Raw genomic sequence first — 21,996 nt, forward strand, 5'->3', positions numbered from 1 at the left:
CCCGCCAAGGTGACCTCAATATCTGATGAAACGGTGGAGGAACCGTTTGATCGGCAGGGGTACATGACGCTGCACCCATCTGCGGAGCGCCACGGCACGAACAGGACGTAGGCCGCCGGAAAAGCCCGGCGAAATAGTCCTGATCGCATCCAGCGCTCGCATCAGCGCACGCTCGTAAGCTTCGTAAGCAACGACCGGTTCCTCGCAGACGGAGGTGTAGAATGTCGACAGTCGATTGAAATCGCCATTGGCCAGCAGCTGGAACTGATGGAAGTGATAGAAGATCAGAGGTGAGCCGTCGACCTCGATCTGACCGGACGCATCCTGCGTAAAATGCAGTTTCTCGTAATTCCAGGGGGCAACGCCGGCGCCCGGATGTTCGATGATGTGGCAATGCAGATAGAGATCCGGCCATTCGTCCAAATATTTCTGGTCGCCCATCTTGCCGTCTTCGAGGCGGTAGTAACACCATTCGATGCATTGCTCGCGCCAGCGGTCCAGGCAGCGCATTCCCTCCTCGTCGCGTCGGAAACTCACCCATTCCACACAAAAGCGACCGTTCACCTCCCTGTCCTGCAGCCGCGGGGCAAAACGATGTTCGATAATCGCGATGGAATTATCGCCGATTTCATCGAAGATGGGTTGGATCGGCGAATAGAACAGCAGATCCGAGTCGAGATAGGTGATGAAATCGATTTCCGGGTGATGCTGCAGCACGAAGGTCGGCAGGCAGGGAGACAAGGTCCAGCAATATTCGGCGACGCCGCGCGATTTCTTGGCCTCCAGGAGTTCCGGCGTCTCCAGGTCGGCAAGCGCGATGCAGCTGATGTAGGACCTGTTGGAGGCGGTCAGTATCTCCTGCGCCTGCTGATCCATGCAGAGCACAAAAATATGCGCGTCTGGGCACCACTGGACGAGGCTCTCCATCATAGCCATGCCCTTGATGAGATAGCCGCTGTCGAAAAGGGTACAGAAGTAGGTCGTCATGATTGAGATTGTTTCCTGCACAAATAGGTGCGGCTTGCATTGCCCTTGCTGCTTTCACGCGGGTCCGCATTCTCATTCAGCGTGAAGGTCGCCAGGACTTCGAGGCCGTGAACCCGAAAGCTATCCAATAGCTCCGGCTCGGAAAAATGGATTTCCATGGTCTCGACGCCATAGGCCTGCTTGCGGAAATACTTGGTGGGTTCACCGTAGACAATGGGAGTGCGGTGAAAGATGACGTAGTCTTTGGCGACGCGGGCGCTTTCTGCAATCGCCGCTTCATAGTCGGCGATATGCAGCAGACAGCATCCCGAAACCACAACATCATAAGCATTGTCCTGATAGCTGAGCCGTGTTGCATCCTCCACATCGAACGACAGTGCCGGATAGATGCGGCGCGCCATCTCGATGAAGGCATCGGAATAATCGCAGCCGTGATACCGAAACGGCAGGCCATTTACCTCAAGCACTTCGGAGTAATATCCGCTGGAGCAACCGATTTCGAGCAACGAACCGGCCGCCGGAAGATTGTCGATCTTACGCAGCGCAGCGGTAAAGACATCGAATACATCGATGGAAGCACCGCCGCGATATTCCTTCAACTGGCGCTCGACGAGCGCTCTCTGGCGTGCAGGCAGATCATTCGCTTTCCACGCTGCAGCTAGGCGCGAGCTTTCGCTGTCTCGCCGAGCTGAATCGATCTCGACGTAGTGGGACGATACCGATGCAGCCGGCTGCAGCCGTTCACGCAATCGCTTCAGCTGGCTCTTCAATACCGGAAAGCGGTTGAGAGTCGTACGAACAAATGACATCAACCCTGATTCTCCAGATGTCTCTCGAGGATCGGCATCAACTCTTTCATTCTCGACTTGTAGGTGTGATCTTTCAGCGTCCTCGCCTGGCCAGCCTTCGCGATGGCATCGGCCTCGTCGGGATGATCTATATAATAGCGGATGAGTTCCGCGGCTTCCTCAGGACTGGAATAGGCAACGACCTCCTTGCCGACGTCGAAAATCTCACCGAGATTGTCTTTTTGGTCGGTAATGAGCAGCGATCCGACACCGGTCGCCTCATAAAGCCGCATGTTGTTGGCATTGCTCTCGGCAACATTGATATGTCGGTTGACGGTGATCCGGCTGCGCGCCAGAGCGCGGTACATATCCGGACCCCAGACCTCCCCATTATGACGCTTTCGAATGGGAGATGAGCGTGGAAGTGTCGCCGCACCATAGCCGAAAAACTGTATCGGCGTGGTTTCGGCGAGATGTTCGAGCATCGGGATCGCCTTGCCATGATGACGGCTTATGCCGCCAACGAAACTCACCGGCACGTCGCGTGGGACATCGCCGAGGATATCGAGCACCCGGGTATCGAAGCCGATCCTGAAATATTCGGATTTTATGCCCATTTCATGAAAACGAGGTACGAAATGTGGGAAGGAGGTCAGAATGAGGTCATAGGGCCGCAGAAAGTTGTCTGGCGGCAGGGGACAAGCGATTTGGCCGACGATCAAAGGCACAGTCTTTTTCAACCCCATCAGAGCATGAGGCGGAAAAAAACTGAGATCCTGACAATAAAGGACGTCCGGCTTGAATGATCGAACCCGCGCCATTGCGACTTCCAGCAGGCCGGGGAGCGCTGCCAGGCGCGCACCGATATAAGGCAGCCTAAAAAAACGATGCGGCAGTTTCATCGCCCATGGGCTGAATGGTTCGTTGTTCTCCCGCGCCCAGGCCGATTGCAGCGGAACGCAATTGCCGACGATATCGATGACATCGCAGCCGAGCTCTTTCAGGTGGCGCGAGTAGAAATCGGACGTGCCGAAAGCAGCCTCAAGCAGAGCGTCCGTCTGCTTTTGGGAGGAGGCGGACCTCAAATCCCGATTGCGATGATAATGCATCGTCAGGAATCGGGAATAGTAGGTATCGAATACGGCAATCCGCATGACGCTGATCCTAGTTCTCTGTCGCGGAGAGCCGGAGTTCGACCAGGAGACTATCGCCCTGCCCCGTTGCATCCAGAGCCCGGTTCATAAAGCCCATCATGGCGCCGGCAAGGCGTGCGCCGCGCGTAACGGTGACATTGCGGAGCTTTCGAACAAAGCTCGGGGGCTTCTGAGAACTGCCGCTTTCCGACCAGGTATTGGAGGCCCTTCCCTCCTGCCGCTGCTCCTGCGAGGTTCGCAGTTGGAGCACCGACCACAAATTGGGAGTGATCGTCCTGATGCGCTTGACATCGTAACCGGATTTTCGCGCAAGCAACGTGAAGGAGGTTCGGTTGAAATGGTTCTGATGGTACGGAATGTGCCAGTTTATCCAACGCAACTTCCAGAGCTTGCGATGAAAGGAACCGGTATTCGGGAAAGCCAATATGACGCGTCCGTCTTCATTGAGACGGCCCTTGAGGGCCGCCAGCATCGCAAGCGGATCGGGCACATGTTCGATGACCTGGTTCAGCACGATCAGATCAAATTTCTGATCTGCGAACGGCACGTCATAGATGTTGCCGATATGAACGCGTAAGCCATATTTTTCGGCAATTGTCCGAACGTTCGGATCAGCCTCCACACCCCAGCATTCCACGCCGAGCTTTTGCATCTCCAACAGAGAGAGGCAGGAGCCACAGCCGATATCCAGGACTTTCTGCCCCGGCTTGGCGAGATAATGCCCCTGGTTGTCGGTGCCGGCAGCCCACCGGCGGAATCCGGCAAGAGGTTTCTCGACAAGAGCGGCCTCTTTTTCAAGCGCATCAAAATCGATCTCCCGGCGGGGATAATAATTGCTGTAGAGCGCCGGCAGATCCTCTTCCGTCAGCCGTGGCGCAGTCGACATGTGGCCGCAAGAAACGCAGCGGTCTATCGAGTAGACGCCGGGGCAGCCGTATCGATCATCACTGATGCGCTCGATAAAGGTTCGCATCTTCGATCCGCACGCGATGCACTGCTGGTGCTGGCCGCCGCTCATATCGTTCCTTCCTTCCGTTTCGCCAATGACCTCCACGTTGAAAACGCGCGGCTGCAGGAGAAATACGCCATACGGATCGGCGCAGTTATGCGTTGCACCGGTGACCCGACAAGCGAGTAAAAAATAAGACGCTGAAACACGTTGTGCGCCGAACGCCTGCCAAACAACCGCTTTCGCCACGAAAGGCTGGACGCGTCGTTTCCATATACCGGAGGCGAATAGACGATTGCCTTGCTGCTGACAACCAGAGGCACTCCCGCACGCGCAAAGCGCATGGCGATTTCGTAGTCGGCCATGTAGTGCGGCAACAGGTTCGGTCGCATACCACCATGTCTGCGAAACAGGATCGCCGGGTAAAGCGTTCCCCGGCCACTCAGTGCATCAACACGATACTGGCGGGCGGGCGACTGTTTTTCCGTTTCGCTCAATTCCGAAAGCAGATCCCAGACAGCAAGCCGATTGATGTTGACCCTTGCCCCAATACTGACAAGCGGTGGATCCCGCCCCTCTTCATGGATGACGCTTCCGACCGCGGCTCCGCCGTTTTCTTTGGATGCCTGCACCAGCGCTTCAACAAAATTGTCGCCAAACCAGGTATCATTGTTGAGAAACAGGACATAGTCGTCCGGTCGGCAGCCGGGAAGCACATGTTTCAGTCCTTCCTCGATGGCGCCGCCCCACCAGAGATTACCGTCGCCTCGGATTTCGGTCAGATCGCTCTGCGATTGCAGGTATTTTGCGGTTCCATCGGTCGAACCGTCGTTGACGATGACGATCGTCATGGCGTCAAAGACGGTCTGCTTCCGAAGAGCTTCCAAAACCTTACGGGTATGTTCAAGGCGGTTGAAAACCGGGATAATGACGTTCACGCGCATTCGCTAGCTTTCCAGCTTCTCGAGAAACCAGCCAACATACGGCCATTCGTGCTGCTGAGGCGCTGGTGTAACGCCAATGCCCCAACGCTTCAGTTCTTGCAAGGGCGGCGGCGTCACTGAGCCAAATGTCCCGGCCGGCTGGAAACGATCCAGCACCTCATATCCATGCCTGGCAAAGCCGTCCTGCATTTCATCCGCGTTCAAGAACCATACCGGGTAGCTCGCGCTGTAGATCCACGCGGGCACATGCTGCACGAAAGGTGTGGCTGCGATATCGAACTGCGCTGCTGTCCTGTCAATCAGTATGAACTTGACGCCCTTCGACAGAAGATTTTCAAGATATTCAAGAGGGTATTCAAGATATTGGAGAACGCCGGACAGCAGAACGACATTGGGCTTCACCCGATCAATCGCCTCATCCAGACTGTCGGAAAAGCTCAACCGCGCATCTTCAAATTCCGTTCGGCCCGCGATCACAAAATGCGGCTGCTCGACGACGCACCATTTCAGTTCCGCAAGATGCGCCAATGCCGAGCGGTGCTGAAAATAAGAACTTCCCAACGCGCCCCCAAAATCGACCACCCTCAAATGAAGATCAGACCGGGATGCAACATAAAGAAGCCAGGCAAGCAGGGGGTGCGAATAGCTTCTTTCCGTGAAAACGACCGTGTCTCGCTCATATTCGGCACGACCCTGAACAACTGCACGTGTCGCTTCAACAACTTTGGCAAGAATAGCCGGCGCGTCATATCCATCTGCAGCAGCCAGTGCCGAGCGCCAATCGTTGTGAGGCCCGTCGAAAACGACGTTGTGACGCCGAAATTCGCTCAAAACGTCCTGTTCGCGGGCTTGCGGCGATTCCCGCGTGACCTCAAGCAAACAATGAATTCCCGGGAGCGAAAAATTAATCTGCCTCATTCTTCAAACCAAGCTTCGAAAGGCCGTCGGTCAAATTCGTCCAGCGCCCCACCGGGTGTAGAATTGACGATACAGATGCCATTCGCTTTCGCTATGTTTGCGATGGCTCGATATTGTCGCCACAGCCGCGCCAGCGTTTGAAAGTCATCGTGACGGTTCGTTCTCAAGGTGCCGTCCGCATTCGCGGTGCTATCCATGCCCTTTTGGACCTTGAGGTCGAACGCATATTGGTAGCTCGATGACAGGAAATGATCATGGTCGACGCCGAGCAGAATGATCTCCTTGAAACCCAGGTACATCGCTATCATCAGGGCCATCACCGGCACCGACTCGACACGCGGCACCGGTCGAGAAATATCGACGATTTCGTCCGATCGCTTATCGTCGAAGCTTTCGCCCAGCAGCAGATAGCGAACCGTTCGCCCTGCAAACAGATTGTGTTTCCGCACGAGTTCCGCTTCCGTGGAGCTGAGGAACAGTTCCGCAGCTCCCAGATGTGAGTGCATCTCCTCAAACCAGCGGATCACGTCCTCGGATGTCATTAATCCATAGGTAATCTGCGGAACACAATGATAACGAGATTGGAACTTGTCAAAATCGGAATGCAGGTAGCCGTTGGAAACGGTGATAACGTTTTGGCCTTGAAGCCGCGACAGATCCAAGCCCTTGACGCTCGGGCCATTTCCTAAGATGAAACAGCGTTGGCCGGCGTGCAGACCGGCAAGCTGTCGATTTCCTGCCAGGGATCTCGCAACATCAGCAGAGATTTTGTGACGACTACTTAGCCTGCGCCTTAACTCATGCACACCATAGGGAAGCAGCATGGAGCCAAAGGTCAAAACCTTTCTCAGGGCTGCAGCCACTTCACCACCTCAAACACTTCGGCATATTTTACACCGATGCGCTGGCCGGCGTTTTCCGCTTCATTGCGGAAGAAGCTCACCCATTTCCGCCCTGTACGCTCCATCTCGGATTCATGGGCAAGGATCGCCTTTTCCTTCTGGTCCCAGTGGGAGGTAATATCGACGTAGAAATTCCCCCGGAAATCGACCGTCGAGTGATACCAGTTGCTGCGGTACATCAGTAGGCGCGGCACATGGCGGCAGCTATGCAGCGAGGCGCGCGACAAGGCCAGATGGTCATGGTGGATATCTCCGACCCAGTGGGTGTAGACCATGTCGATCTTCAGATCCTGCACCAGCTTGAGGATCTCGATATTCAGCGGATCGACGAATTCGATCTGGAGCGTTTTGAACTCGCCGCAAAACATCTTGTGGACGCCGAGAATTTCCATCGCAGCATCCGCTTCCGCCCTGGCGACCTGGCTGCTGCGCACGGACTGATCATATTGGTTGGAAAAGCCGGATACGGTTGCAACATAGACATAAACCGTGTCGCCGTTTGCCGCATGGCGTGCCAGTGCACCGCCACAGCCGAGCTCCACGTCGTCAAAATGGGCACCGATCGCGAGAATATTCATTTGCAACTCCAGAGCAGGTCACGCGTGCCTGCAATACCACAATTCAGCAGTGTGTCGAGGATGCTGAGATAGGGCATGAACTCGCCGAAAGGCTGCGGGTATACGGGATGGACGAAATGTTGCCATTCGATCTCGACCCCCGCTGCCTCGAACACCTCAGGCCGCATGTAGTCGCGCGCGCCCAGGCCTGAGAGGTAACGCGTTGCTCCGACTTTGCGCAGCAGTTCGACGAGCAACTCATTCTTATGCCCCTTGGGGCTTAAAGTGCTCGACCGCACCGTCGGCATGGTGATCTCAAGCATCTCCAGAATGCCTTCGAGGAAATGCATGTTGAAATCGGCCAACAGCTCGAACCGCTGGCCGTAGAGGGCCTCGATACAGGGAAAGACTTCGCTCCAGCCCCCGGACTTGCGATAATTTTCGCGAAGCAGGGAAAGGTTCTGATCGATCCATCCGGTGCCCGGCGCCAGTTCCACCTCGTTAATCGGAGTGCCGAGACTCGGCTTTTTGATTCCGACGGTGAGCCACCGGTCACCTTGCGCGGTCTTGATCTTATCGCGGTGCGTCCAGCTTTTGCTTGTGCCATGGACGAACTGGACGTGATCCAGAACGATATAGAGGTCAGCGTTCAGGAAACGCTGAAAAAAGCCGAGATATGAAGCGAAGTCCGGCTGATGAATAACCGCCGTGATGGTCATGCAGCCAATCTTTCCAGCAAATCGGCAACACGCCCTACGCCGCCGAGGTCGACCCTGGTCATGGCAGTCTCGCTCATGCTCCTGATGGGAAGCGCCTCTTCCAGGATGCCCAGATCGAATGCCGAGTGATGTCCGGCAAAGAACGCGGCCCCCAATCCTTCCAGAGCACGGCCGACCGGGATTTCGAAAGCCTCGTTGGCGATCACCACGCACGGCAGGCCGGCCGCACAGGCTTCGAAGGGCGTAACGCCACCGCCGGTAATCGCCAGATCGTGCCCATACATCTCTGCCGCAAGCGACGGCACCTGGTTCAACAGCTTGAACCGATCCGGCTCTGCGGTCGAGACGACTTCTTCAAGCTCCGCCATATGCTGGAAGCTCGGGCCCGTGACGATGGTGACTGGAAAAGGCTTGCCGCTCAGCCATTTGGCGACGCGCACCGTCACTCCGTAGGTATCGGCGCCTCCGAGCGTGACGAGTATCGATGCAAGGCTTTGCCGAACTCTGCGATACCTGGCGATTTCAGGATTGAGTATCATGTACTCCACCCCCAGCCGAACATCCTCGCCCTTCAGATCCTCCGTCTTTTCGAAAAGGAGCGCGCAGATATTCATGTCGGCAAGTTCTGCGCCATTGCCGCGATCATCAAAAGTCACGAGCTTGGCGCCCAAACGCTTGATCGTTTCGCTGTGAGGTCTTCTCGTATTGAGGCGGTCGTTGATCCAGATCGGGGAAGGAACGGCGGGGTCGACGAAAGCCTCTTCCCATCCCGTGACGGCGGCGAGATCGTAGAGCGCGACATCAAAGCCGCGCTCCCGAATGATTCTCAGCGAATTCGGATGATTATTCGCCAGGAAACGGACCGAATACCCGCGCGAACGCAGTTCGGTGGCGAGCGTCAACGACCGAAACAAATGCCCCATGCCGCGGGCATGCGAACTCTCTATGCAGAGGACGAACATAGTCTGATCGCTTCCTCTGTCCCAAGCCAGGTCCCACCCGCCTGGGCGGCGAGCGCACAGGCACGTCGCCAGTCTTCCTCGGTATCCACCGTCAGACGCAGGTTCGGAGCGACTTTGGCCGGCGGAATATCGAGCTGACCGAGCTTGAAGAGCTCGGGCCGATCGGTGAAGTATTCGTTCACATGTTCGCGATGGTGCGGCAGTTTCCCGTCGCGATGACTGCGCGACAAGGCTTCGAATGTAAATATCTCGGCGCCGACACCGATGGGCAGTTGTCCGAACGCGTGCGTGTAGTCAAACCCGTGCTTTTGGTGCAGGGCGATCAGCCTCTCCAGCTCCTCGATATCAGTGAACGGATTATCGGCGGTCAATCGCACGATATCCGACATCCCAAGCGATCTTGCACATTGGAAATAACGATCGAGAACATCGGCTTCGTCGCCGCGAAAGCAGCTTACGCCGTGCTCGAGGCACCAAGCTTCGACAATGTCGTTCTCGCCGGCCGATGATGTCGCGACGACGATCTTGGCCGGCCGCTTCAACATCTGAAGCCTGCCAAGGACATGTGCGAGAAGGGGCTTGCCGGCAATGTCGCGAAGGACTTTTCCCGGTAGCCGCGTCGATCCCATCCGCGCCTGGATGATGATTCCAAGCGTCACGCCAGATCGCTCCACTGGAGGACGGCGTCGCCTTCGAGATCTCTTAGCAGTCGTCGCCCAGTGAGAGTTTCCAAATGCTTAGGCTCGATTCCCGTCCCCGGTCGCTTAACCGAAATGTCGCCGGCGGAAATGACGTCACCGGCTTTGAGCCGTCTATTGAGAACGACGCTCTTGCGGTTGTTCAATCTGGTCGTCGCCTCACTTGCAGCCGGCTCTTTGCGACCGCTGCCTTTCATGATCTCGAATGCGCGTATCGCATCCACAAGCCATTTCATTTCCGCTGGATCAGCCGAAAGCATGTGATCGGGACCATCGGCGGCTTTGTCGTAGGTGAAATGCCGCTCGATGACCCGGGCGCCCATCGCGACCGCGCAAAGGCTCGCGACAGGGTTCAATGTATGGTCGGAATAGCCAACATCGAGATCCGGAAACGCCTTCATCATCGTTTGCATCGCACCCAGGTTCACATTTTCCGGATGCGTCGGATAGCTTGTGATGGCGTGCAGCAGGATGAGCTTGTCGTTGCCGGCTTCCTTGATGGCTGCGACGGATTCCCGAACTTCTTCGAGCGTCGACATGCCCGTCGACAGGATGATCGGCTTGCCCGTTCTTGCAAGATAGCGGAGAAAGGGGATGTTGACCGCATCGTCCGAACCCACCTTGTGGGCCCCAACACCGCATCTCTCCAGCAGGTCGACATCCGTCTCATGCGAGGGAGACGAAAACCAGTCCAGGGCTTGCTCCTCGGCATAGCGGAAAACCGCTTCGTGAAGCTCGTGACCGATTTCATATTTACGGAAAAGCTCGAATTGCGAGGTAACGCCGGTGTTTTCCATGTCGAACATGGCATTCCGGCTCGACAATGTTTCGGCCCGATAGGTCTGAAGCTTGACGGCATCCACGCCTGACGCCTTTGCCTCGTCGATCAGGCGCTTTGCCTGATCGAACGTCGTAAAGTTGCCGCCGATCTCGGCTATGATATAGCAGCGATCGGGCCGGTAGTTGCGGAACATTCGTCACTCCCTGTAATTCACGACCGGCAAGCTGCCTTGCGCGCTGATGGCATGCCCTAGGAGTATGCGCACATTGCGGTCGATTATCGCCCGATTTCCTGGTTCCGGTCGACGTAATTCCGGACAATGACCTGCCTGCCGCAAATCTGTGCGGTTTCGTCGTTGGTCTCTCTCGGCAGGTAGCACCTGCGGCAGACCTCGCTCTTCAGGAAGCCCTGCGGTTCCTTGTGCAGAGCCCGGACGGCGTTCATTTTTTCCCCGTGCCATATCTGGTGCACGGTTTCGGTGTTCGCATTGCCGATAACCTCGCGGTTCTCCTCATCGTTCGAGCACTTCATCACCAAGCCGTCGGCACCGATCACCAAACGCTGGTATTGCTGCGGGCAGGTGAAGTTGTCGAGATAGGCGATGTCTGAATCGTTGCCGAGGTAGTCGATCAGCGGATTGAAGGCGACGAGATCCACGTGCGGCGCGAAAGTGTCGTAATAGAGATCGGGGTTTTCCCGGATCGCCGGCCAGATGCCCTGCACCTTGATGACAGGACGGTGGAGACCGCGCTCGTCCTTGTATTTCTTTATGTCTTTGATCTTGTCGAGCAGGGCTTGGAACTTGATCGGCTTGCGTATCTTCTCATAGGTCTCACCGGTGCCATCGATCGAAACGGTAATCCAGTCGATGCCGGCATCGACGAGCTGGGCGAAATAGTCTCTGTTGAGCTTGAAGCCGTGCGTGAGGGTCGAGACTTCTTTGATGCCGTGATCCTTGGCATAGCGTACGCAATCGGCGAAGCGCTTGTGCAGCGTGGCTTCGCCGCGCAGCGACAGACGGATCGCAGGAACCTTGCCGCCGATCTCATCGATGATGCGGCAGTAGAGGTCCCAGTCCATCCGAGTGGTGTTGACGCTCTTCTTGAACTCATCGCTGATCGTATAGCACATCGGGCAGCGCAGGTTGCAGATCGACGCCAGCTCGAGATCGACCAGCAGCGGATAATCCGAAACCTGCTGGTTCAGGGCATATTCCGACCACTTGCGACGGTAATCTGCGTATTCGGCTTCCCAACCCTCGCCACGGTATCTGTCGAACGCGGCTTCGCGCTCGTCCGTGTCCATCGAGTAGTTGCCTTTGTTGATCGGAACGTAACGCTCGTTCAATTTAAGACTCCTTCATCAGTTCGCGGATGCCGGCGGGCAGATCCCATTCTGGCCGCCATCCAAGAACAGCGCGAGCCCTTGTAATATCGGCCCGCACGTCAGGTATTTCATTCCGCCGAACGGCGCAAGATGACACTACAGGTAGAGCAGTGCCGGCGGCTTCTTGCAAGATATCGATGATTTCCTGCACCGAATACGACCTGCCGGAGCCGATATTGATGCAGTGGTAACCTTCCGGCACGCCCATGGCCTTGGCAAAGGCGCTCAGGACATCGTCAACGAAGACATAATCACGCCGCGGACTGAGGTCCATGACCTGTATGTCCTGCTTCGCCCGTATCCGGTTCAGAAGTGTCGGTATCAGGAACTCCGGGCGCTGCCCAGCCCCATATATATTGAAAAGCCGCAATACCACGACCGGTATTTGCTCGTGTGTGGCAGCAAACTCACAAAGTTGTTCGGCAAGATGCTTGGACAACGCGTAGGGGTTATTCGGCCTGACCGGATCGCTTTCCTGGATCGGCAGTCGCTCCGGCACTCCGTAGACATAGGCGCTTGCGAATACGAGCTTGGCCTTGTGCCGCTTGCACCAGTTCAGAGCATGCTGCGTACCGAGAACATTGGCGGCCATGAAACTCGGGCCTTGCGACCAGCTATCCGGGACAAACGTCCGGCCGGCAAGATGAAACAGCGTGCCGGCTGCGGGAAGTTCCTGCCAGATTCCCTCTTCGCTTATATCACCATGCGTTCGGTCAACCGCAAGCACGTCGACACCGGCCTTTTTAAGCCTCTCAACCAGACGCTTCCCGAGAAAGCCGCCAGCACCGGTGACGATTGCATCAACCATTCAAGAACCTGGATTGCATGGTTTCGAACTGCTCGATCGCCAGTGCATAATCGTCGGGCCGTCCGATATCGAGCCAATAGCCTGGAAAATCTCGAACCGTTGCCGGTTTTCCGGCCGCAAGAAGATCAAGCATCAGTTGGTCAAAACCGTAGGCGCCCCGTTGTGGTATGTGCTCGACCGCCCCCGAAGACACCATGTAGACGCCCATGCTGACTTTGTACTCAGCCGTCGGCTTTTCCCGGAACCCCGTCAGCAGCCCCGCCTCGCTGGTGTCCAGAACGCCGTAGTCTATCCGATGCTCCCGTGTCTTTGACGAGATGGTGAATATATTCCCCTCCCGGACGTGAGCGTCATGAAAATCGGCATAGTTCAGGTCCGTCAGGATGTCTCCGTTCATCACCAAAAAATTCTCAGGCAGATCCTTGATCAATCGTAGCGGACCCATGGTGCCGAGCGGCTGATCTTCGAGCGAATAATCGATGCGCACACCCCATTTGTCGCCATCCTGGAAAAAGGCTTTGATCAGTTCAGCCTGATGGTTGACGGCAAGCGTTATATGCTGAAACCCGCCTGATATCAGCTGGCGAATGATGACCTCTAGAATGGGATAATCGCCGATCGGCATCAGCGGCTTTGGGAGCACGACGGTATAGGGCCGCAGCCGCGTTCCCATCCCTCCCGCCAGAATGACTGCACGCCTAGACATTGAAGATATCCGCCTTATATCGTGCCAGATTGTCAGGCTGACGCAGCCATTCAATCGTCGCCTGGAGCCCGTCTTTCAAGCTGTAGCGCGGCGAAAATCCCGTCAGAGACTTGATCAGGCTGTTATCACAGCACAGGCGTTCCACTTCGCTGTTTGCGGGACGCAAACGCTGTTCATCGCATTCAATCTCGATGTTGACGCCGATGATATCGGCGATCAGCCGAACGGTATCGCCGATCGATATCTCGCCGCCCGAGCCGATATTTACCGTCTGTCCGATGGCTTCGTCGCAGGCCGCGAGCGCCAGAAAGCCGTCGCATGTATCCTGCACGAAATTGAAATCCCGGGTGGGCGAGAGCGCACCAAGTTTCAGCGTCGTTCGTCCACTCAGAAGCTGCGAAATCACGGTTGGAATAACCGCCCTTGCAGATTGTCTCGGGCCGTAGGTGTTGAACGGCCGTGCGATCGTCACCGGCAGATCGAAGCTCGAATGATAGCTGTAGGCGATCGCATCGGCGCCGATTTTGGACGCCGAATAGGGCGACTGCGCCTGCAGGGGATGGCTTTCGCTGATGGGCACAAAACGTGCGGTCCCATAAACTTCGCTCGTCGAGGTCTGGATCACTCTTCCGACACCGGCGTCGAGAGCGCCTTGAAGGACGTTCAGCGTCCCATGCACATTGGTATCGATGTAGCTTGAGGGAGCCTGATAGGAATAGGGAATCGCAATCAGAGCGGCGAGATGAAAGATCGTGTCGACACCTTTGGCGACAGAGCGCATCTGAGCGGGATCACGGACGTCTCCGAGGATCACCTCGAACTTGCCGCGGTATTCGGACTGATCGAGCCAGCCCCAGCTGGAAAATGAGTTGTACTGGCAGAGGGCGCGGACTTCCACACCCGATCTCACCAGCGTCTCGACAAGATGAGAGCCGATGAACCCATCTGCTCCGGTGACAAGCGCCTTCTTCATTTCAAAACACCTTCAGAATCGCGGTGGAAGACCTTTTCAACCTCCCAAGGCAACTGTATCGCCGAAATCGACGGCTTCCGCTGTTGACCAAGCATCTGGATAATTCCGACATTATCCTCCACGTCAAACCGAATACCTTCGGCGACGGAATATATCGAGAACCGGCTCGATATGCCCAGTCGGAGGTAGAAGGTGCCGGTATTGAGAAGATATCCCGGAAATTTTACCCGAGCGCGATAATAACCGGCTGGCCGGGTATCCAAGCGCCCGACGTCGAGCTCAGGATCGGAAAGGCTGACAAGCGTGGTATAGCCGTCCTCCATCATGATCTGCATCCCGACCGAGAGACCGGAAAGAGGCTCCCTCAGCTCGTACTCGACCTCGACGGAAAATCCCTTCGACAGTTCCAGTGTTCCCGAAGCCTCGTCCTTCTCATTCAACACTGCGACACGGCATATAACCGCCTTGCCTTCGACGTCCTCGGGATTGACCGAGTAACTTGCGGTGCCGCCGAATTCCGGGCGATCGAGATAGGCCTTTATCACATCTGCCGTATCGCCCATCGCAGCGACTTTGCCATCGGCCATCAGAATCGATTTCGGGCAGATGCTGCTGATCGCCGTCATATTGTGGCTGACGAAGATAATCGTTCGACCGGCCTTCGTGACCTCCTGCATGCGCCCCATGCATTTGTTCTGGAAGTTGACGTCGCCGACGGCCAATACCTCGTCGACCAGGAGTATTTCCGGCTCGAGATGCGCCGCGACGGCGAAGGCCAGACGCACATACATGCCGGACGAATATCGCTTCACCGGCGTGTCGATAAATTCGCCGATCTCCGCAAACTCGACGATTTCATCGAATTTCGACCTGACCTCGGCACGGCTCATCCCGAGGATGGCGCCATTGAGATAGACATTCTCCCGACCGGTGAGTTCCGGATGAAACCCGGTGCCGACCTCAAGCAGGCTCGCAATTCTGCCCCGTATTCCAATGAAGCCCGAATTGGGCATGGTGATACGCGACATCACCTTCAACAGTGTGGACTTTCCCGCCCCGTTCCTGCCGATAATCCCGACGATCTCGCCCTGTCCGACTTCGAAAGAGACATCATCCAGCGCATGGAAGATGTCTCCCTTCAGCCGCGACTGTGCGCCGCGGTCGGACGTATGGTCGGATACCGAAACGTTCGGATCCGGAAGGTTGCGCCACTTCGCCCACCAGCTCTGAAGGTCGCGATAGAGGGTGCCGTGATTGATCACGCCAAGACGATAGAGTTTGCTGACGTGCTCCGCTCGAATAACGATGTCGTTCATCAGACGGTATCCATCGCATTGGCTTCCGCCCGCGAAAAAAGTGCCAGCCCGAACAGGGTGATTGCGATCGTCACTGCAAAATTGGCGAGGCAAAGACCAATGGGCAAGGCGGGAGCGTCGAATAGCGCCCAGCGGAAGGTTTGAACCGGCGTCGTCATTGGATTGAGGTAATAGAACCAATGATACCGTTCAGGGATCTGGCTGAAGGGGTACACGATCGGCGTGCCATACATCCAGAGTTGCGTCATGAACCCGACTGCGTAAACAAGATCGCGGAAACGGACCGTTAGCGCCGAAACGACAAGCCCGGCACCAATGCCCAGCACGGCGATATAGAGTAGCACCAGCGGCGTCAGCAACAGGAACCAATAGTTCAGGGCCAGATCTGGATTGGCAATTTTGAGGCCAATGGAAACCGTCAACAACAGCAGGAACTGGATCGCAAAAGCGACAAGGCCGCTCATCGCAACGGATAGCGGCACCACAAGTCTCGGAAAGTAAACCTTTCCGAACAGATTGGCGTTCTTCGAGAAGACCTCGGAGTTATTAGTCAAACAGGCAGCAAAGTAGCTCCAGATAATCGTGCCCGACATGTAAAACAGGAAGGGCGGAAGGCCATCGGTGGAAAGATTGGCGATTTTGCCGAACACGACATAATAGGTCATCGCCGTCAGCGACGGTTGGATGATATACCAGACCGGCCCGAGAATGGTCTGTTTGTAAAATGTGGTGAAATCCCGCTTGAAAAACATCCAGACGAGATCGCGATATTGCCAGACAAGGCCGAGATCCGGCGTATTTCCCTTGGAAGGCTTGATAACGATATCCCAATCGTCATCGGCACGTGCCGAGGCTGGTCCTTTCAGGTGCTCTGTCATGCCGCCAACTTCAGCTTTTCTGGCAGCGCCGCAAGAAGGCTGCAGACACGCTCTATCTCATCGCCGCTATGCCCGGCGGAAATAGGCAGGCTGAGCTCAGTGGCATGCAGCTCATCGGCGATGGGATAATCGCCGGAAAGAATGCCTTGCATTGCCTTCTGCCTATGCGGCGCGATCGGATAATGTATCTCGGTCTTGACTCCGTTATCGAGCAGCCACTGACGCAATTCGTCGCGGGCCGGGTGACGTATCCCGAAAATATGAAACACGTCATACTCGGCAGGTCGACGAAGCGGCTGTGCGAGCCATTTGGGCAGATTGGCAAAATAGATATCGGCCAGCGCCCGCTTATGTTCAGTGACCTGACCGAGGGAACGCAGTTTGACCCGCAGGAATGCCGCCTGCATCTCATCAAGCCTGGAATTTACACCGATATAGACGTTCTCATATTTCTTCTTCGAACCGTAGTTGCGCATGTGTCTCAAGCGATCTGCAAATTCGTCATCATCCGTGACGATCGCGCCCGCATCTCCGAGAGCTCCCAGATTCTTGGTCGGATAGAAGCTGAAGCAGCCGGCAATTCCGAAGGTGCCGGTCAGTTTGCCGTCATAGCGCGCGCCATGAGACTGCGCGCAATCCTCGATCACCCTCAGACCATGCTCGCTTGCAAACGCGGCGATCTCGGTCATCCGGCACGCTTTGCCGAAAAGATGCGTGACACAGATTGCCTGCGTGTGGCGAGTGAGCGCCGCAGGAAGGCGCTCCGGATCGATATTGAAGGTTTCGCGTTCGGGCTCCACCAGAACAGGTTTGTGGCCGGCGCGAAGAATTGCCAGAATAGTGGCTATATAGGTATTGGAGGCAACCATGATCTCGCTGCCTTTCGGCAGATCGAGCGCTTCGATTGAGAGGATCAACGCATCCAGACCATTGGCCACGCTGATGCAATGTTTGCTTTCCGCAAAGGCGGCGAATTCAGCTTCGAATGAGGAGACCTCATTGCCAAGTATGTACCACCCGGAACGAATGACACGGGAAGCAGCCGCCTCCAACTCTTCCATTAGCGCGCGGTTGGCCTGCGCAAGACTTTCATACTCAATCATCTCAGAGCCGCTCATAGGGGGTGTCGATGTAGTCGTCCTTATCATATCCGCGTGAGGCAAAAACGAGCAGGATCGAACCGGGACCGAAGGTCATTTCGTGCCAGTCCCTTGGCTCTACCAGCAGGCACTGGTCCGGTGACGACAAGGTGATCTCTTCCCGGGCCTTTCCATCGTCCATCAAAATCATCACGCTTCCCGAAAGCGCCACCAACGCCTGTCGAGTCTGGTGATGACGATGGCCACCGCGCGTGTATCCGTCGGCTCCATAGATCCAAAAGCTCCGGACGACCGGAAATGGCAGTATTCCGTCCATGACGGTCAGCGCGCCTCGTCCGTCGGACATCGTCTTTAACGTAAGCAGGGTAAAAGCAGACAAGATTGGTTTTCCAGTTTTGTCGGTTCAGCCGGTTGGGAAATGCGGAGCTGGCTCCCTCACCAGGCTGATGAGGTATCGACCGTAAGAGCTCTTTTCAAGTGGAGCCGCCAGCCTTAGCAATTGCTCGGCATCTATGTATTCCAAATGAAAGGCGATTTCTTCGGGGCAGGCAATCTTCAGCCCCTGGCGCCGCTCGATGGTGGCAATGAATTGACTGGCTTCAAGGAGTGAATCGTGCGTGCCCGTATCAAGCCAGGCATGCCCTCTTCCCAGGACGGCAACATTCAGCCTGCCGGTCGACAAATAATGCCGATTGATGTCGGTAATTTCGGTTTCACCGCGCGGCGAGGGTTTCAAACCGGCAGCAATGTCAATCACGTCATTGTCGTAGAAATACAAACCCGTCACCGCGTAAGAAGAGCGGGGCCTGGATGGCTTTTCCTCCAAGGTGAGGACTTTCCCCTCACCGTCAAATTCTACCACCCCATACCGTTCGGGATCGTGGACTTTGTACGCGAAGATCGTCGCTTCGTCCGATCTCGCCGAAGCCGCGGATAAATCATGCGTCAGGAGGTTGCCGTAAAAGATATTGTCTCCGAGCACGAGGGCGGTTGCCTCTTGCCCGATGAATTCCCTGCCGATCGAGAATGCCTGAGGAATGCCTTCGGGCGCGGCCTGCACGGCATATTGAAGGTTCAACCCCCATTGGGCGCCGTCACCTAGCAGCTGTTCAAAGCGCGGCGTGTCCTGTGGCGTCGAGATAATCAGGATATCCCGGATACCTGCGAGCATCAGCGTTGACAGGGGATAATAGATCATCGGTTTGTCAAAAACCGGAAGAAGTTGCTTCGAAATGGCGAGGGTCGCGGGATGGAGCCGGGTACCCGAGCCCCCGGCGAGCAAGATGCCCTTGCGCAGCTTTTTCTTCGAAGACAAGAGACCTCCTGCAACTGGTAAATCCGCGCGCATTCACGAGGCTTCGTGATGACGTCGCTGTTCGACATTGCTCACTACAGATAGATCGATCGGCATGCAATGCACTTACCGAGACGGGAAGTAGCCCAATCTCTCATCAATCGAGCATTGATCCAGGATAATCTGCAGTACCGGATTGCGACGCCGCCTTTCCGTCTGCTACGGCTTGGCCAGATTTCGCCCCTTAGAATGTGAGCAAGACACCCTTCAAAATGGCTGCAGACACTGCCGATCCACGCCCTCCCCGGATAAGTCTCATCACCGTTTGCTGGAACGCAGAGCGGACCATTGCCGATACGTTGCGGTCCATCGACCAACAAACCTACCGCGATTTCGAGCACATCATCATTGACGGTGGCTCAAGCGATTCCACACTCGCCATCATTGCTTCGGCGCCGGCGGAGAACCGCCGCGTATTTTCGGGACGGGACGGAGGTATCTATGAGGCCATGAACAAGGGGATTGGCCTTGCGAGCGGCGAGATCATCGGCTTCCTGAACGCGGATGACACTTTCGAGAGCAGCGGCTCCCTCGAAACCGTGGCGGCCGCGCTGGACGATGAAGCCTATGACGGCTGCTATGGCGATCTCATTTATGTTTCCAACCAGCATCCCGATCGCACAGTCCGTTATTGGAAATCCTGTGCGTTTGAACCCGGTTTCTTTAGACGGGGCTGGTGTCCGCCGCATCCGACATTCTATGTTCGGCGTCGCATCTATGACCGGTTCGGGACGTTCGATCTGCGTTATCGGCTGGCAGCCGATGTCGAGCTTATGATGCGTTTTCTGGAAGTTGCGCGCATCAGGACCGTTTATATTCCCCGCGTATTGGTGAGGATGCGCTTGGGGGGCGCCACAAACAAGAACATTCAAAACATATCGCGTCAGAACAAGGAAGTGCTGCGTGCCCTTGCCGACCACGGCCTGGGGGTCTCGATCCTCACGTTCTGGGCATCGAAGCTTGTGAACCGTCTCGGTCAGTTCGTGAAACGAGATCGATAGCAGGATTTATCACGCCCGATTTCAGGCCGGGCCAATGGCAGGTCAGGCAGCCACCCTCCCCCGCACTCCATCGGCAATCGCCGCCATCCTGTCCGCCGCTGCATGGCCGATCAGCATGAAGGCGTGCGTTCCGTTCGACCAGTAGACGACGTTCATGCCCTTGCGGCTTTCGAGATCCGGCGCTTTGGGACCGGCATCGGAGCGGACGATGCAGAGCGCCATCGGGCCGGTTTCGGGGTCGAGATAGGCGATCTGGGCGAGCGGTTTGCCATCATATTGCAGCAGCAGAGCACGTTTGAAATCGATGCCCGGCAGCGAAACGGATTCGGGGGAGAGCGATAGGCCGAGCTTTTCGTCGAGGCCTGCGAGCTGGGTGGCCTGGTCGTCTCTTGCGGGCACGGGACCGGCAAGAGTCTCCGGTGTATAGAGCGAGATATAGTCGGCGACCACGGCGCGCCATTCGCTGTTTTCGTCCTTCGCTGAAACGCCTCTGCCGATGGCGAGGACGGCGCGGTCGATAGCGACGCCGGCGACAAGTGAGGCGGCAAGCGCGCCGAGGAAGCGGCGGCGGCTGGCGGATACAGGCGTGGCGCCGGGTTTGGCGCTCTCAGGCACTGGGATGGCGGCGAGCATCGTTTCCAGTTTCTCGCGTGGAGCCTGCGACAGCAGCGGCGCAAAGGCCTGCGCGAAGGGCAGGCTGGCGCGGGCCAGGAATTCCAGCCGCTCGGCGACAGCCTTGTCTTCGTTCACCAGACTTTCGATGCGCGCAGCTTCGTCAGCCGTCAGTTCACCGTCGATGAAGGCGGTCAGGTCCTCGTCGGAGGGAATGGTGCGTTTCGTATTCATTGCCGTCCCCCTTCCCGCTCGTCACTGGCGAGCTTGGCGCGGGCTGCCGCCAGCCGGCTCATCACGGTTCCGATCGGAATATCCAGTATGCTTGCAACCTCGCGATAGGAAAGCCCTTCGACATAGGCGAGGAACACCACTGTTCTCTGCGCCTCGGGCAGCGCATTCACCCGTTTCAGCACCTGACCCGCCATCACATGGGTTTCGGTGTCGTGGGCGCCGTCGAAGGTCAGAGCCTCCCCGGCATCGACGAAACCCTGGCCCTCACGCACCCGGCGGGAGCGGACCTCGTTCAGCCAGATCGAATGCAGGATCGAAAACAGCCAGCGGTCGAGCCGGGTGCCGGCGACGAACTGATCGGCGCGTTCCAGCGCGCGCAGGCAGGTCGCCTGCACCAGATCGTCGGCGACATCACGCTGATGCGAGAGAACGAGACCATAACGCCAGAGCCTTGCCAGATTTTCCGTCAGGCCGCTCTTGATATCCGCTGCGCTCGCGATAGCCGCCTCCGACGATCCTGCCTGCCTCGGAACCGCCGGACGAACCGGCGATTCCGTTCTCGCGCGACTATAGGCAGGAAACGAAGTGCGCGCGACCGACATTCTTACATCCCTCCCCCGTGGTTTCCCGTTCCCGCCCGGTGCCGGCAATCAGATCTTCGACGGATCGATGATGGCTGCGCTCAAGTCCTGATATTCCTCGCAGTCGGTGCCGCAGATCGACTTGATTGACTTCAACTGGTCCTTTGCCAGATCGAGCCTGCCCTTGATGACATAGGCTTCGCCGAGATATTCACGGACCTTGGCGTATTGCGGATCCATCTTCACAGACTTGAGATAATAGGAAATGCCTTCGTCGGTGCGGCCGAGCTTGCGGGTGGCGTAACCGCGATAATTCAGCACCTCGGCGGTGTTCTGGTCCTTGACCGTGTCGAGCATGGCAAGCGCCTCCTCATAGCGACCGCTCTTGGCCAGTGAATAGGCGTAGTCGGTGCGGTTCTCGTCAGAGACGTTGGCGCTCTGCTGCTTGACGCATTTCTTGCTCTTCTGGTCGTAGATCTCACCCTTCTTGCAGGTCGGCATCGTGCTGTTGTCATTGCCGGCTGCGAAGACCGGGCCCGAGAAAACGGAAGCGGCAAGGCAGCCGCCGAGAATGAGGGAAGCAATACGGATTGTCATGATCGTCATCGGAAAACTCCTCGAAAGTGACGTTGCGAGGAGAAAACACCGCTGCCCCGAGCTTTATTCGGCAGCCTCTCTATTTTCTTCA

25 protein-coding genes are annotated in these 21,996 nt (G+C 56.6%); 1 reads left to right on the forward strand and 24 read right to left on the reverse strand.

Translation table 11 applies throughout. From position 1 onward, the window contains the following. Positions 1-15: 15 nt before the first annotated feature. From OS035_RS02710 to rfbA, 21 genes are all read right to left on the reverse strand, one after another. Entirely contained in the window at positions 16-987 is a 972-nt protein-coding gene (locus tag OS035_RS02710) for a hypothetical protein (RefSeq protein ID WP_310806855.1), read from the reverse strand. Beyond that, positions 984-1,796, reverse strand: coding sequence for a class I SAM-dependent methyltransferase (locus OS035_RS02715; RefSeq protein ID WP_331813349.1), 813 nt, complete (start codon positions 1,794-1,796; stop codon positions 984-986). The genes OS035_RS02710 and OS035_RS02715 overlap by 4 nt, the downstream gene beginning before the upstream one ends. Beyond that, complete coding sequence (locus OS035_RS02720) at positions 1,796-2,929, reverse strand: CgeB family protein (RefSeq protein WP_097623951.1); 1,134 nt, start codon at positions 2,927-2,929, stop codon at positions 1,796-1,798. The genes OS035_RS02715 and OS035_RS02720 overlap by 1 nt, the downstream gene beginning before the upstream one ends. Positions 2,930-2,939: 10 nt before the next feature. After that, positions 2,940-3,947 (reverse strand): class I SAM-dependent methyltransferase, encoded by a 1,008-nt coding sequence (locus tag OS035_RS02725; RefSeq protein WP_097623950.1) that lies wholly within the window; start codon positions 3,945-3,947, stop codon positions 2,940-2,942. Then, positions 3,944-4,822 (reverse strand): glycosyltransferase family 2 protein, encoded by an 879-nt coding sequence (locus OS035_RS02730; RefSeq protein WP_097623949.1) that lies wholly within the window; start codon positions 4,820-4,822, stop codon positions 3,944-3,946. Before OS035_RS02730 ends, OS035_RS02725 begins: the two co-directional genes overlap by 4 nt. A 3-nt stretch (positions 4,823-4,825) precedes the next feature. After that, positions 4,826-5,740: a TIGR04325 family methyltransferase gene (locus OS035_RS02735; protein ID WP_097623948.1), complete on the reverse strand. Its 915-nt coding sequence runs from the start codon at positions 5,738-5,740 to the stop codon at positions 4,826-4,828. Next, on the reverse strand, positions 5,737-6,603 hold the full coding sequence (locus OS035_RS02740) for a hypothetical protein (RefSeq protein ID WP_165503917.1): 867 nt from the start codon (positions 6,601-6,603) through the stop codon (positions 5,737-5,739). The genes OS035_RS02735 and OS035_RS02740 overlap by 4 nt, the downstream gene beginning before the upstream one ends. Next, the gene (locus tag OS035_RS02745) at positions 6,588-7,220 is read right to left on the reverse strand and encodes a PIG-L deacetylase family protein (protein ID WP_003556714.1); all 633 of its coding nucleotides are present in this window, start codon (positions 7,218-7,220) and stop codon (positions 6,588-6,590) included. Before OS035_RS02745 ends, OS035_RS02740 begins: the two co-directional genes overlap by 16 nt. Then, the gene (locus tag OS035_RS02750) at positions 7,217-7,918 is read right to left on the reverse strand and encodes a WbqC family protein (protein ID WP_097623947.1); all 702 of its coding nucleotides are present in this window, start codon (positions 7,916-7,918) and stop codon (positions 7,217-7,219) included. The genes OS035_RS02745 and OS035_RS02750 overlap by 4 nt, the downstream gene beginning before the upstream one ends. Continuing rightward, positions 7,915-8,880: a PseG/SpsG family protein gene (locus OS035_RS02755; protein WP_097623946.1), complete on the reverse strand. Its 966-nt coding sequence runs from the start codon at positions 8,878-8,880 to the stop codon at positions 7,915-7,917. The genes OS035_RS02750 and OS035_RS02755 overlap by 4 nt, the downstream gene beginning before the upstream one ends. Continuing rightward, entirely contained in the window at positions 8,862-9,539 is a 678-nt protein-coding gene (locus OS035_RS02760; RefSeq protein ID WP_097623945.1) for a cytidylyltransferase domain-containing protein, read from the reverse strand. The genes OS035_RS02755 and OS035_RS02760 overlap by 19 nt, the downstream gene beginning before the upstream one ends. Next, positions 9,536-10,552, reverse strand: coding sequence for an N-acetylneuraminate synthase family protein (locus tag OS035_RS02765; protein WP_097623944.1), 1,017 nt, complete (start codon positions 10,550-10,552; stop codon positions 9,536-9,538). Before OS035_RS02765 ends, OS035_RS02760 begins: the two co-directional genes overlap by 4 nt. A gap of 83 nt (positions 10,553-10,635) precedes the next feature. Further along, the gene (locus OS035_RS02770) at positions 10,636-11,706 is read right to left on the reverse strand and encodes a radical SAM/SPASM domain-containing protein (RefSeq protein WP_097623943.1); all 1,071 of its coding nucleotides are present in this window, start codon (positions 11,704-11,706) and stop codon (positions 10,636-10,638) included. Position 11,707: 1 nt separating this feature from the next. Further along, positions 11,708-12,553 carry an NAD-dependent epimerase/dehydratase family protein gene (locus OS035_RS02775; protein WP_097623942.1) on the reverse strand — a complete coding sequence of 282 codons (846 nt, stop codon included), beginning with the start codon at positions 12,551-12,553 and terminating at the stop codon, positions 11,708-11,710. Beyond that, positions 12,546-13,259, reverse strand: coding sequence for a nucleotidyltransferase family protein (locus OS035_RS02780; RefSeq protein WP_097623941.1), 714 nt, complete (start codon positions 13,257-13,259; stop codon positions 12,546-12,548). Before OS035_RS02780 ends, OS035_RS02775 begins: the two co-directional genes overlap by 8 nt. Then, the gene (locus OS035_RS02785) at positions 13,252-14,232 is read right to left on the reverse strand and encodes an NAD-dependent 4,6-dehydratase LegB (RefSeq protein ID WP_097623940.1); all 981 of its coding nucleotides are present in this window, start codon (positions 14,230-14,232) and stop codon (positions 13,252-13,254) included. Before OS035_RS02785 ends, OS035_RS02780 begins: the two co-directional genes overlap by 8 nt. Next, positions 14,229-15,548, reverse strand: a complete 1,320-nt coding sequence (locus OS035_RS02790) for an ABC transporter ATP-binding protein (RefSeq protein ID WP_097623939.1) — start codon at positions 15,546-15,548, stop codon at positions 14,229-14,231. The genes OS035_RS02785 and OS035_RS02790 overlap by 4 nt, the downstream gene beginning before the upstream one ends. Then, the gene (locus OS035_RS02795; protein WP_012556661.1) at positions 15,548-16,426 is read right to left on the reverse strand and encodes an ABC transporter permease; all 879 of its coding nucleotides are present in this window, start codon (positions 16,424-16,426) and stop codon (positions 15,548-15,550) included. The genes OS035_RS02790 and OS035_RS02795 overlap by 1 nt, the downstream gene beginning before the upstream one ends. Beyond that, positions 16,423-17,529: a DegT/DnrJ/EryC1/StrS family aminotransferase gene (locus OS035_RS02800; RefSeq protein ID WP_097623938.1), complete on the reverse strand. Its 1,107-nt coding sequence runs from the start codon at positions 17,527-17,529 to the stop codon at positions 16,423-16,425. The genes OS035_RS02795 and OS035_RS02800 overlap by 4 nt, the downstream gene beginning before the upstream one ends. Before the next feature lies 1 nt (position 17,530). Further along, positions 17,531-17,905 carry a sugar 3,4-ketoisomerase gene (locus OS035_RS02805; protein ID WP_012556659.1) on the reverse strand — a complete coding sequence of 125 codons (375 nt, stop codon included), beginning with the start codon at positions 17,903-17,905 and terminating at the stop codon, positions 17,531-17,533. A 24-nt stretch (positions 17,906-17,929) separates the two neighbouring features. Next, positions 17,930-18,841, reverse strand: a complete 912-nt coding sequence (gene rfbA, locus OS035_RS02810; RefSeq protein ID WP_097623937.1) for a glucose-1-phosphate thymidylyltransferase RfbA — start codon at positions 18,839-18,841, stop codon at positions 17,930-17,932. Between the two features lie 251 nt (positions 18,842-19,092). Here rfbA and OS035_RS02815 point away from each other — a divergent pair, with 251 nt between their 5' ends. Next, positions 19,093-19,881 carry a glycosyltransferase family 2 protein gene (locus OS035_RS02815; RefSeq protein WP_097623936.1) on the forward strand — a complete coding sequence of 263 codons (789 nt, stop codon included), beginning with the start codon at positions 19,093-19,095 and terminating at the stop codon, positions 19,879-19,881. Between the two features lie 42 nt (positions 19,882-19,923). On the opposite strand, the gene OS035_RS02820 is transcribed toward OS035_RS02815, so the two are convergent. Genes OS035_RS02820 through OS035_RS02830 form a run of 3 tightly spaced genes read right to left on the reverse strand, consistent with a single transcriptional unit; the run spans position 19,924 to position 21,914 of the window. After that, entirely contained in the window at positions 19,924-20,727 is an 804-nt protein-coding gene (locus OS035_RS02820; RefSeq protein WP_097623935.1) for an anti-sigma factor family protein, read from the reverse strand. After that, positions 20,724-21,329, reverse strand: coding sequence for an RNA polymerase sigma factor (locus tag OS035_RS02825; protein WP_097623934.1), 606 nt, complete (start codon positions 21,327-21,329; stop codon positions 20,724-20,726). The genes OS035_RS02820 and OS035_RS02825 overlap by 4 nt, the downstream gene beginning before the upstream one ends. A gap of 48 nt (positions 21,330-21,377) precedes the next feature. Beyond that, on the reverse strand, positions 21,378-21,914 hold the full coding sequence (locus OS035_RS02830) for a tetratricopeptide repeat protein (protein WP_097623933.1): 537 nt from the start codon (positions 21,912-21,914) through the stop codon (positions 21,378-21,380). Positions 21,915-21,996: the final 82 nt, after the last annotated feature.

Source organism: Rhizobium sp. 268 (genome assembly GCF_036571585.1).
Lineage (GTDB): Bacteria > Pseudomonadota > Alphaproteobacteria > Rhizobiales > Rhizobiaceae > Rhizobium > Rhizobium redzepovicii.